The organism is Pseudomonas sp. SDO524_S393, assembly GCF_054071875.1.
On the sequence record NZ_JBSVVZ010000044.1, the window covers coordinates 1 to 11,220 of the forward strand.

Here is an 11,220-nt window from a genome sequence, read left to right on the forward strand (position 1 = left end):
ACTCCTCCAGTGACTGACACACCGCTATCGCAGGCAAGCCAGCTCCCACATTAGATCGATGTATGCCCTTAAAAGCTTTTTGACAGCGCGCCAATTCAACAGGTTAGAATCGCTGGCACGCGGACTGCATGGTCAGTTTGCGTCCCGTCCCTATTGCTCATGGAGTACTGCCTTTGAATGCGACGACCATCAACAGCCTGTTCTTGATCGGCGCGTTGCTGGTGGGTGCGAGCATTCTGGTCAGTTCTCTTTCGTCCCGCCTGGGGATTCCGATCCTGGTGATCATCCTGGCCGTGGGCATGGTCGCCGGCGTCGACGGCGGCGGCATCATTTTCGACAACTACCCGACCGCCTACCTGGTGGGTAACCTGGCACTGGCCGTGATCCTGCTCGACGGCGGCCTGCGCACGCGGGTGGCGAGTTTCCGCGTGGCCTTGTGGCCGGCGCTGTCGCTGGCCACGGTGGGGGTGCTGATCACCACCGGCCTCACCGGCATGGCCGCCGCCTGGCTGTTCGACCTCAATATCATTCAAGGCTTGCTGATCGGCGCCATCGTCGGCTCCACCGATGCCGCAGCGGTGTTCTCGCTACTGGGCGGCAAAGGCCTGAACGAACGGGTTACCGCCAGCCTGGAAATCGAGTCCGGCAGCAACGACCCGATGGCGGTGTTCCTCACCGTCACCCTGATCGACATGCTCGCCAGTGGCCAGACCGGCCTGCATTGGAGCCTGCTGACGCATCTGGTGCGTGAATTCGGCATCGGCGGCGTCGTCGGCCTGGGCGGCGGCTGGCTCATGCTGCAAATGGTCAACCGCATCAACCTGGCCACCGGCCTGTACCCGATCCTGGTGATCGCCGGTGGCCTGGTGGTGTTCGCCCTGACCAACGCCCTGCATGGCAGCGGCTTCCTGGCCGTGTACCTGTGCGGCCTGGTGATCGGCAACCGCCCGGTGCGCAGCCGTCATGGCATTCTGCATATGCTCGACGGCATGGCCTGGCTGGCCCAGATCGGCATGTTCCTGGTGCTGGGCCTGCTGGTCACGCCCCACGACCTGCTGCCCATCGCGTTGCCGGCCCTGGGCCTGGCGTTGTGGATGATCCTGTTCGCGCGGCCTTTGTCGGTGATCGTCGGCCTGCTGCCATTCAAGGCGTTCCACGGTCGCGAAAAAGCCTTTATCGCCTGGGTGGGCCTGCGCGGCGCGGTACCGATCATCCTCGCGGTGTTCCCGCTCATGGCCGGGCTGCCCCATGCGCAGCTGTACTTCAACCTGGCGTTCTTTATCGTGCTGGTCTCGCTGCTGGTGCAGGGCACGAGCCTGCCGTGGGTGGCCAAACTGCTGAAAGTCACCGTCCCGCCGGACCCGGCGCCGATCTCCCGCGCCGCCCTGGAAGTGCACGTCACCAGCGAGTGGGAGTTGTTCGTCTATCGCCTCGGCGCAGAAAAATGGTGCATCGGCGCCGCCCTGCGCGAGCTGAAAATGCCCGAAGGCACGCGGATCGCCGCACTGTTCCGTGGCCAGCAACTGCTCCATCCGTCGGGTAGTACGGTGCTGGAAGTCGGCGATCTGCTCTGCGTGATCGGCCATGAACACAACCTGCCGGCCTTGGGCAAACTGTTCAGCCAGGCGCCGCAACGCGGCCTCGACCTGCGCTTCTTCGGCGACTTCGTATTGGAAGGCGACGCCCAGCTGGGCGCGGTGTCCGCCCTGTACGGCCTGAAGCTGGAAGGCATCGACCCGGACATGCCGCTGAGCCGCTTCATTACCCAGAAAGTCGGCGGCGCACCGGTGGTGGGCGACCAGGTGGAGTGGAACAACACCATCTGGACGGTCGCGGTCATGGACGGGAACAAGATCGGCAAAGTGGGCGTCAGATTCCCCGAAGGAAGTCGCCCGGGCCCCGGACTCTTCCTCTAAACTGCGGAGCGACAGCACGCTCCCTTTTTCTCCATCTTGCTCGACCGGTCTCTATGCCAACCCTGCGCACTTTTCTCGCCACTGCCCTGCTGGGCCTGACCCTCTGTGTCGGCAGCGTGTACGCCGCCGACCCGCCCAGCGCCGACGCCATCCAGCAAAGCCTGGACAAGCTGCCCGACCGCAAGCTGCCCGACGCCGACATGAAGGCGCTGCAAACCATCCTGCAACAGACCCTGACTTACCTGGGCAACAAGCAGGATTACGACCAGCGGCTCATCGACCTCAAGCGCCAGCTCGAAGAGGCACCACGCCAGACCAGCGACAACCAGCGCGAGCTGACCCGGCTCAAGGCGACCAAAATCATTCCCGTAGCCCAACGCTACGCCACCTTGCCGGTGCCGCAGCTTGAGCAACTGCTGGTCCAGCGCAGCACCCAGCAAGGTGATCTGCAAAAAGACCTGGCCGATGCCAACAGCCTGACCATCGCGGCACAGACCCGCCCCGAGCGCGCCCAGACCGAAATCAGCAGCAGCCAGACACGCATCCAGCAGATCAACGCCACCCTCAAGCTGGGCAAGGACAACGGCAAGGCCCTCAGCGGCGACCAACGCAACCAGCTCAACGCTGAACTCGCGGCCCTGAACGCACTGATCCCCCTGCGTCGCCAGGAACTGGCCGGCAACAGCCAGTTGCAAGACCTGGGCAACAGCCAGCACGACCTGGTGGTGGAAAAAACCGCGCGCCTGGAACAGGAAATCCAGGACCTGCAAACCCTGATCAACCAGAAACGCCTGGCCCAATCCCAGGAGACGGTGACCCAGCAGTCCATCGAGGCCCAAAAGGCCGGTGGCAGCAGCCTGCTCGCCACCGAAAGCGCCGCCAACCTGAAACTGTCCGACTACCTGCTCAAAAGCACCGACCGGCTCAACGCGCTGACCCAGAAGAACCTGCAAACCAAGCAGCAGCTGGACACCGTGACCCAGAGCGATTCGGCACTGGACGAACAGATCAACGTGCTCAAGGGCAGCCTGCTGCTGTCCAAGATCCTCTACAAACAGAAGCAGGCCCTGCCGCGCCTCACGGTGGACCGCGACCTGGCGGACGACATCGCCAACATTCGCCTGTACCAGTTCGAGGTCAACCAGCAACGCGAACTGATCAGCTCACCCGGCACCTATGTGGATAACCTGCTGGCGAATCAGTCGCCGGAGGACGTCACCCCGCAATTGCGGCGCACCCTGCTGGAACTGGCGATCACCCGCAGCGATCTGCTCGAACGCCTGAGCCGCGAACTGAGTGCACTGCTCAATGAATCCATCACGCTGCAACTGAACCAGAAACAACTGCTCAGCACCGCCACCACCCTGCGCGCCACGCTGGACGAACAGATGTTCTGGATCCCCAGCAACAAGCCGCTGGACACCGAATGGCTGGAAACGGTGCCGTCGCACCTGAGCAAGCAAGTGGCCACCCTGCCCTGGGCCTCCAGCGTCAGCGAACTGTATGACGGCCTGACCCAGCGCCCGCTGTTGTTCCTGCCGTTGTTGCTGCTGATCGGCGCCCTGCTGTGGCGGCGCAAGCACCTGTATCAGCGCTTGAGCAAGGTCCACCTGGATATCGGCCACTTCAAGCGTGACAGCCAGTGGCACACGCCCCAGGCCATCCTGATCAATATCCTGCTGGCGATGCCGGTGGCCCTGGGCCTGGCGTTGTGCGGCTACGCGTTGCAGATCGACGCCCGCGGGCAAAACGCCAACCTGGGTGCCGCACTGCTGCAGATCGCCCAGGCGTGGCTGGTGTTCTACACCGCTTACCGCATCCTCGCGCCGGGCGGTGTGGCCGAGCTGCACTTCCGTTGGGAAAAACCCCAGGTCGAATTCCTCCAGGGCTGGGTGCGCAAACTCGGCCTGGTGGTGTTGGCCCTGGTAGCCGTGGTGGCCATCGCCGAACACCAGCCGGCGGCGCTCGCCGACGATGTACTGGGCATCGGCGTGGTGTTGCTGTGCTACGCGTTGATGGCCTGGCTGCTGGGCCGCTTGCTGCTGAACAGCCCGACCCACGAAAAAGCCTCGCTGTTCCGCAAGGCCGTGGGCTTGCTGTTTACCGCCCTGCCCATCGCGCTGTTCGTGGCCGTGTGCTTCGGCTACTACTACACCGCGCTCAAGCTCAGCGACCGGCTGATCAATACCCTGTACCTGCTGATGTTCTGGCTGGTGATCGAAGCCACCTTCGTCCGCGGCCTGGGCGTTGCCGCACGACGCCTGGCCTATGCCCGCGCCCTGGCCAAACGCCAGGCTGCCAAGGAAGCCGGGGAAGGCGAAGCCGTCATCGAAGAGCCAACCCTGGACATCGAACAGGTCAACGAACAATCCATGCGCCTGATCCGCCTGGCCCTGCTCGGCGGCTTTATCGCCGCGCTGTATTGGGTGTGGGCAGACCTGATCTCGGTGTTCTCCTACCTGGACAACGTCACCCTCTACGAATACACCAGCGGCACCGGGGCCAATATCAGCATGGTGCCGATCAGCATCGGCGACTTGCTGGGTGCGCTGATCATCATCGGTATCACCTTTGCCCTGGCGCGCAACCTGCCCGGTTTGCTGGAGGTGCTGGTGCTGTCCAAGCTGGACCTGGCCCAGGGCAGTGCATACGCGACGACCACGCTGCTGTCCTACGTGATCGCCGGCGTGGGCTTCGTGTCGACGCTGTCGACCCTCGGCGTGAGCTGGGACAAGTTGCAATGGCTGGTGGCGGCACTGTCGGTGGGCCTGGGTTTCGGTATGCAGGAGATCTTCGCCAACTTCATCTCCGGCATCATGATCCTGTTCGAACGCCCGGTGCGCATCGGCGACACCATCACCATCGGCAACCTGTCGGGTACGGTGAGCAAGATCCGCATCCGTGCCACCACGATCACCGACTTTGACCGAAAGGACATCATTGTTCCGAACAAGACGTTCATCACCGGGCAATTGATCAACTGGTCGCTGACCGACACCATCACCCGCGTCACCCTCAAACTCGGCGTGGACTACGGCTCCGACCTGGACCGCGTGAAGGAATTGCTGCTCAAGGCCGCCCGTGAAAACCCGCGGGTGCTCAAGGAACCGGAGCCCCACGTGTACTTCCTGAACTTCGGCGAAAGCACCCTCGACCACGAACTGCGCATGCACGTGCGCGACCTGGGCGACCGCAACCCGGTCATCGACGAGGTGAACCGCTTTATCAACCGCGAGTTCAAGAAAGAACACATCAACATCTCTTTCCGCCAGATGGAGGTCTACCTCAAGAACCTCCATGGCCAGGAATACAAACTGGTGGAAGTCGACGCACCGACCAAGCCCGCCAACGATGGCGGCGTGCAGGAACCACCGCCCACCAAGCTCGACTAACCGCGCTATCCCCAGCAGAATGCTCGGACATTCTGCTGGAGATGGCCGGTGAAAGCCCTCGACGAACTCACCTTCGACAACCGCTTCGCACGCCTGGGCGACGCGTTTTCGACCCACGTATTGCCTGAACCCCTCGACAACCCCCGCCTGGTCGTGGCGAGTGATGCCGCCATGGCCTTGCTCGACCTTGACCCCGCCGTGGCCGAAACCCCGGTATTTGCCGAACTGTTTGGCGGCCACAAACTGTGGGCCGAGGCGGAACCCCGGGCGATGGTGTATTCAGGGCATCAGTTCGGCGGCTACACCCCGCAACTGGGTGATGGTCGCGGGTTGCTGTTGGGTGAGGTGTACAACGCGGCCGGCGAGCACTGGGACTTGCACCTCAAAGGTGCCGGCATGACGCCTTACTCGCGCATGGGCGATGGTCGCGCGGTGCTGCGCTCGTCGATCCGCGAGTTTCTGGCCTCCGAGGCGCTGCATGCGCTGGGCATCCCCAGCAGCCGCGCGCTGTGCGTAATCGGCTCCGACACCCCGGTGTGGCGCGAGAAACAGGAACGCGGCGCGATGGTATTGCGCATGGCGCCCAGTCATATCCGCTTCGGCCACTTCGAATATTTCTACTACACCCAGAAATCCGAACAGCAAGCGCAACTGGCCGAACACGTACTGAACCTGCACTACCCCGAGTGCCGCGAACAGCCTGAGCCGTACCTGGCGATGTTCCGCGAAATCGTCGAGCGCAATGCCGAACTGATCGCCAAATGGCAGGCTTATGGCTTCTGCCACGGCGTGATGAACACCGACAACATGTCGATCCTGGGGATCACCTTCGACTTCGGGCCGTTCGCGTTCCTGGATGATTTTGACGCGCACTTCATCTGCAACCATTCGGATCACGAAGGGCGCTATTCCTTCAGCAATCAGGTGCCGATCGGGCAGTGGAACCTCAGCGCACTGGCACAAGCATTGACGCCGTTCATCAGCGTCGATGCCTTGAAAGAAGCGCTTGGGCTCTACCTGCCGCTGTACCAGGCCAACTATCTGGACCTGATGCGCCGCCGCCTGGGGCTCACCACCGCCGAAGACGCTGACCAACAGTTGGTCGAGCAACTGTTGAAACTGATGCAGAACAGCGGCGTGGATTACACCCTGTTCTTCCGGCGCCTGGGAGATGAATCGGCGGCGTTGGCCCTGGCGCGCTTACGTGATGACTTTGTCGACCTGGCCGGGTTCGATGCCTGGGCCGAGCGGTACAAGGCGCGTGTTGCACGGGACGGGGACGACAGCCAAGCGCAACGCCGGGCGCGGATGCATGGGGTGAACCCGCTCTATATCCTGCGCAACTACCTGGCGCAAAACGCCATCGCTGCTGCCGAGTCTGGGGATTACAGCGAAGTAAGACGCCTGCATGAAGTGCTTTCCAAGCCGTTTGAGGAACAGACGGGGATGGAGCAATACGCGCAGAGGCCGCCGGATTGGGGCAAGCATTTGGAGATTAGTTGCTCCTCATAAAAACCTTTAGATGAAGGTTTCTACTGAAACACTGAATCGCTCGGCCAGCCAACGAATTTGACGTATGTTGAGCTGGCGTTTACCGCTTAACACCTCAGAGACCACCGACTGGGCGCCCACCCCCGGCAGGTCGCTCTGAGTAAGATTGTGTTCACGCATCATGTACCGCAATACTTCAGCACCACTGGCGACGGGCATGGGGCGGTGCTCATGATCGTAGGCTTCGATCCAGTCACTGAGGATATCCACCAGACTCATCAACGGGCTGTCTTCATTTTCACCGATCAGGGTCAGCAACTCATCCAAACCACATACCAGCGCATCGTAGTCTGCTTCGTTCTCTGGTTTGCGCATCACTGGCGAAACGAATTGCCAATGTTCGGCCGCTACTCGCATAAGCGCGCTCATCTGTTTTTTTCCTTCCATTTGTCTTTCTCATAATCGCGATGATCAAGCAGATGCTTGATGTAAACGCGCTGCGCCCGATACTCCACACCCGCAATCAACCTCAGCTTGTTCCCTCCAATATCGAATACGTGAAATTCCCCAACCTTATCCGTGGCGGGAAACATGGCTTTCATCGCTGCGAAATCCTTGGGGAAATTTCGCTTCATTATCCGATACCACTGATCCAATGCCGTTGCTGACCGCGGCCACTTTTCCTTTGCCTCCCAGATCCTTTTCTCACTGATCACTCGCATGCAACATCCTTATCGCATCTTGCTATGAAGGCTAGACCCGTCGCTTGAATATCGCAATTTGCTATAGCCATAAACAGACCAATGGAGCCAAAACAGAACAAGCGCTAACAGCCTAGATAGGCGACCGCGCATCAGCACGGGCGACATTGTGAGTGGATGAGTCCTCCCCTTCCCGCCTTGATAAACCCAAGACCCGACTCCAAATAAAGTCCATTGGCCACATCCAAGGAGCCTCACCATGTCCGACCCACTTGTCATCCCCTGCCCACATTGCAACGGCCTCAACCGCATCCCCGGCGAACGCCTGGGCGATGCGCCCAAATGCGGGCGCTGCAAGCAGCCCGTGTTGCTGAACAAGCCGTTTGAGCTGAAGCAAGGCGACTATGCCAGCCAGATCAAGGGCGATTTGCCGTTGCTGGTGGATGTATGGGCCGACTGGTGTGGGCCATGCAAATCGTTTGCGCCAGTGTTCGAGCAGGCGGCCGGGCAGTTGGAAGGCAAGTGCCGGCTGGCCAAGCTGGACAGCGAGGCCAATCAACAGTTGTCGGCGCAGTTGGGGATTCGCTCGATTCCCAGTTTGATTCTGTTCAAGAACGGCCGCGAAGTGGCGCGCCAGAGCGGGGCGTTTCCGTTACCGCAGTTGATGGCGTGGCTGGGCAGCCAGGGTGTGTAACTCGGTCAAATGTGGGAGCTGGCTTGCCTGCGATGCAGGGACCCGGTCTGCCTGATACACCGAGGCGATGCCATCGCAGCGGTGCGAAGATTCGACAAGCCAGCTCCCCCACTGATCGCATTTCAAACTCAGGTCCGCGCTGCCTGTCAGATCACGCGTTTTCCAGCAGGTTATGCAACTCCACAAACTGCTGCGTCAGCTTGTGCCGTGGGTCGAGGTGGATCAGCGGCCTGCTCTCCTGGTGCGACTCACGCATACGCACGGAACTGGCCAGGTACACCGGCAGTACCGGCAACCCTTCTGCAATCAGCTCATCAAGCATCTGCTGGGGCAGGCTCGCCCGGGCCTGGAACTGGTTGACCACGATGCCTTCCACTTCGAGTCCTTCGTTGTGGTCTTCTTTCAACTCTTCGATTTCCGCCAGCAGGCCATACAGCGCCTGGCGCGAGAAACTGTCACAATCGAAGGGAATCAGCACGCGATCAGCAGCAATCAGCGCCGAAACCGCATAAAAATTCAACGCTGGCGGCGTATCCAGGTAAATCCGATCGTAATCCTCACTCAGATCATCCAGCAGCTTTCTCAGCTTGTTGATCTTGTGCTTGGCCTCGAGCTTGGGTTGCAGGTCGGCCAACTCCGGGGTCGCGGTAATGACGTGCAGGTTGTCGAACGGTGTTTCGTAGATATCCACCTTGTTCTTCTTGGAAAACGGCCCGGAAGACAGGGTTTGCTTGAAAAAATCCGCGATCCCCATGGGGATATCGTCACCGGTCAATCCGGTGAGGTACTGGGTTGAGTTGGCTTGTGCATCGAGGTCCACCAACAGGGTTCGATAGCCTTCGCTGGCGCTGACCGCCGCCAGGTTGCAGGCAATGCTGGACTTGCCAACACCGCCTTTCTGATTGAACACCACACGCCGCATGGAAAAACCTCCGTGTATCAATGAATGTCCGAGTGTAGAGGGCAAAAGCGCCTGTTAGCTACCTCGTTCATCCATGCACGCCTGCATCAACGGCAGTGGGCGACCCGACTCTCATACGCAACCGACATCTGAAGAGGAAGGGGCCGACAATACAGTCAGCGGTCAGGTAAAGGACAATCTGTAATTCTTTCCAACCAATTTGTAATCATCCGTGAACAATTCTTTACCAAAGTTTGCTAGAACCCCGCAGCACCGGGATAATGCGCGCCACTCGGCTCTTGCTCTCTGTCCCGGTAAACCGGGCCAACGGCCGCACATGGAAGCCCGCAGGGGCGGGATAACTTCTCAGTGATCACTTTCAACATCGCCCAATGGCGCGCATGGGCGCCTGGCCTGGACAGCGCGGACGACTGGCACGCCTGGTGCCGCGACCCGGTGTTGCTGCCCGCAAGCGATTCGGCCCCCGACGTGTCGTTCCTGCCGGCCATGCAGCGCCGCCGCCTGAGCCGCCTGGCACGCATGGCGTTCAGCGTCGGCTGGCCATTGGCCGAGGGCCTGCAGAATCTGCCGCTGGTGTTCATCTCCCGGCACGGCGAAACCCCGCGTACCCTCGACATCCTCAGCGACCTGGCCAATGACCAGCCGCTGTCGCCGACCCAATTCAGCCTGTCGGTACACAACGCCGTGATTGGGCTGTGGTCGATCCTGCGCAATGAAACCAGCGAAATGACCGCCCTCGCCGCCGCTGGAGACGGTCTGGAGCACGGCATGCTCGAAGCTGCCGCGCTGCTCGACGAAGGCGCCCCGGCGGTATTGCTGGTGATCACCGAAGAACAACCGCCTGCAGCCTACAGCCGCTGGATCAGCGATGTGCCTTTCCCCTATGCCCTCGGCCTGCTGCTGACCCCGGGCGACGAGTGGCAGCTGGAACTGCGCACCGGCACTGTCCAACCCACGAAAACCCAGTGGCCACACGCCCTGGACCTGCTGCGCACCCTGCTCACTGAACAGGTCGCCTGCCAACATGCCTGGAAGAACCGCGTATGGAACTGGCAACGCAAGCCGTGACCGATAAACCACGGGACGCCTATTACTGGCGCCTGTTCGCCACCGCCGCCAGCTTCTTCCTGTTTGGCGTCGGCGGGCTGTGCCTGCGTCTGCTGGTGTTTCCGCTGCTCAGTTGCCTGCCGGGCGGTGTGGAAAAACATCGGCGCCGTGCCCGCCATACCGTCAGCAAGCTGTTCTGGTTCTTCATCCGGTTGATGCAGCGTGCCGGCGTGCTCACCTACAGCGTCGAAGGTGCCGAGAAACTGGGGCGCCCCGGCCAGATGATCGTTGCCAACCACCCGTCGCTGATCGACGTGGTGTTTCTGATCGGCCTGGTGCGCCAGGCCAACTGCGTGGTCAAGAAGAGCCTCTGGCAAAACCCCTGCACGCGAGGCCCGGTGCGGGATGCCGGCTATATCAGCAACGACGGCAGCGCCGACATGCTGGACGCCGCCGCCGATGCGCTGCTGGCCGGCCAGACCCTGATCATCTTTCCCGAAGGCACCCGCACCACACCCGGCGCGGCGCCTGCCTTTCATCGCGGGGGCGCCGCCATCGCACTGCGCGGTGCGACAATCATCACCCCCGTGGTGATCAAGGTCAGCCCCACCACCCTGACCAAGGCCGAACCCTGGTACCGCATCCCCAAATGCCGCGTGCACTTCAGTTTGCGGGTGGGTGCCGATATAGAACCACACGCGTTCAGTGCGCTCGGGCCCGCGCCCCAGGCGTCACGCAAGCTTAACGATTACCTGCATCACTATTTCATTAAGGAGCTCGCCGAAGATGAGCGACCAACACCGCCTTGAGCACGATATAAAGGCCCTGATCATCGAGGCCCTGGGCCTGGAAGACATCAGCGTCGACGACATTGGCAGCGATCAGATCCTGTTCGGCGAAGGCCTGGGCCTGGACTCGGTCGACGCCCTGGAATTGGGCCTGGCCATCCAGAAAAAGTACGGCATCAAGATCGACGCCGACGCCAAGGACACCCGCAATCACTTCACCAACGTGGCCAGCCTCGCGGCGTTCGTCACGGCCAGACAGGCAGCTTGAG

At 61.3% G+C, this 11,220-nt stretch carries 10 protein-coding genes; 7 read left to right on the forward strand and 3 right to left on the reverse strand.

The features are described 5' to 3' along the window. Positions 1–173: 173 nt before the first annotated feature. The 3 genes from ACW9IB_RS19025 to selO are packed head-to-tail and all read left to right on the forward strand — an operon-like array spanning position 174 to position 6,820. A complete protein-coding gene (locus ACW9IB_RS19025; protein ID WP_457367469.1) occupies positions 174–1,916 on the forward strand; it encodes a potassium/proton antiporter in 1,743 nt (580 codons plus the stop codon). A 53-nt stretch (positions 1,917–1,969) separates the two neighbouring features. Then, complete coding sequence (mscK, locus tag ACW9IB_RS19030) at positions 1,970–5,308, forward strand: mechanosensitive channel MscK (protein ID WP_457414892.1); 3,339 nt, start codon at positions 1,970–1,972, stop codon at positions 5,306–5,308. Between the two features lie 48 nt (positions 5,309–5,356). Next, complete coding sequence (selO, locus tag ACW9IB_RS19035; RefSeq protein ID WP_457414894.1) at positions 5,357–6,820, forward strand: protein adenylyltransferase SelO; 1,464 nt, start codon at positions 5,357–5,359, stop codon at positions 6,818–6,820. Between the two features lie 6 nt (positions 6,821–6,826). Here the strand turns inward: selO and ACW9IB_RS19040 are convergent, their stop codons facing one another. Both ACW9IB_RS19040 and ACW9IB_RS19045 read right to left on the reverse strand, forming a co-directional pair. Next, positions 6,827–7,228 (reverse strand): helix-turn-helix domain-containing protein, encoded by a 402-nt coding sequence (locus ACW9IB_RS19040; RefSeq protein WP_457414896.1) that lies wholly within the window; start codon positions 7,226–7,228, stop codon positions 6,827–6,829. Beyond that, a complete protein-coding gene (locus tag ACW9IB_RS19045) occupies positions 7,225–7,521 on the reverse strand; it encodes a type II toxin-antitoxin system HigB family toxin (protein ID WP_457414898.1) in 297 nt (98 codons plus the stop codon). The genes ACW9IB_RS19040 and ACW9IB_RS19045 overlap by 4 nt, the downstream gene beginning before the upstream one ends. Before the next feature lie 238 nt (positions 7,522–7,759). On the opposite strand from ACW9IB_RS19045, the gene trxC reads away from it, so the two are divergent. After that, positions 7,760–8,194 carry a thioredoxin TrxC gene (gene trxC, locus ACW9IB_RS19050; protein WP_286840553.1) on the forward strand — a complete coding sequence of 145 codons (435 nt, stop codon included), beginning with the start codon at positions 7,760–7,762 and terminating at the stop codon, positions 8,192–8,194. Between the two features lie 151 nt (positions 8,195–8,345). Here trxC and ACW9IB_RS19055 read toward each other — a convergent pair whose 3' ends face one another. Continuing rightward, positions 8,346–9,116, reverse strand: coding sequence for a ParA family protein (locus ACW9IB_RS19055; protein ID WP_457367473.1), 771 nt, complete (start codon positions 9,114–9,116; stop codon positions 8,346–8,348). Between the two features lie 348 nt (positions 9,117–9,464). Here ACW9IB_RS19055 and ACW9IB_RS19060 point away from each other — a divergent pair, with 348 nt between their 5' ends. From ACW9IB_RS19060 to ACW9IB_RS19070, 3 genes are read left to right on the forward strand one after another with little or no spacing between them, the layout of a single operon-like run. Continuing rightward, positions 9,465–10,184, forward strand: a complete 720-nt coding sequence (locus ACW9IB_RS19060) for a beta-ketoacyl synthase chain length factor (protein WP_457414899.1) — start codon at positions 9,465–9,467, stop codon at positions 10,182–10,184. After that, positions 10,160–10,972, forward strand: coding sequence for a lysophospholipid acyltransferase family protein (locus tag ACW9IB_RS19065; RefSeq protein WP_457414901.1), 813 nt, complete (start codon positions 10,160–10,162; stop codon positions 10,970–10,972). Before ACW9IB_RS19060 ends, ACW9IB_RS19065 begins: the two co-directional genes overlap by 25 nt. Beyond that, complete coding sequence (locus ACW9IB_RS19070; protein ID WP_457367476.1) at positions 10,950–11,219, forward strand: phosphopantetheine-binding protein; 270 nt, start codon at positions 10,950–10,952, stop codon at positions 11,217–11,219. The genes ACW9IB_RS19065 and ACW9IB_RS19070 overlap by 23 nt, the downstream gene beginning before the upstream one ends. Position 11,220: the final 1 nt, after the last annotated feature.

Excerpts from the sequence above, each read along its gene's own strand:
- ACW9IB_RS19065 (WP_457414901.1), top strand. The coding sequence starts at position 10,160 with ATGGAACTGGCAACGCAAGCCGTGACCGATAAACCACGGGACGCCTAT.
- mscK (WP_457414892.1), top strand. The coding sequence starts at position 1,970 with ATGCCAACCCTGCGCACTTTTCTCGCCACTGCCCTGCTGGGCCTGACC.
- ACW9IB_RS19055 (WP_457367473.1), bottom strand. The coding sequence starts at position 9,116 with ATGCGGCGTGTGGTGTTCAATCAGAAAGGCGGTGTTGGCAAGTCCAGC.
- ACW9IB_RS19070 (WP_457367476.1), top strand. The coding sequence starts at position 10,950 with ATGAGCGACCAACACCGCCTTGAGCACGATATAAAGGCCCTGATCATC.
- ACW9IB_RS19040 (WP_457414896.1), bottom strand. The coding sequence starts at position 7,228 with ATGAGCGCGCTTATGCGAGTAGCGGCCGAACATTGGCAATTCGTTTCG.
- ACW9IB_RS19045 (WP_457414898.1), bottom strand. The coding sequence starts at position 7,521 with ATGCGAGTGATCAGTGAGAAAAGGATCTGGGAGGCAAAGGAAAAGTGG.
- trxC (WP_286840553.1), top strand. The coding sequence starts at position 7,760 with ATGTCCGACCCACTTGTCATCCCCTGCCCACATTGCAACGGCCTCAAC.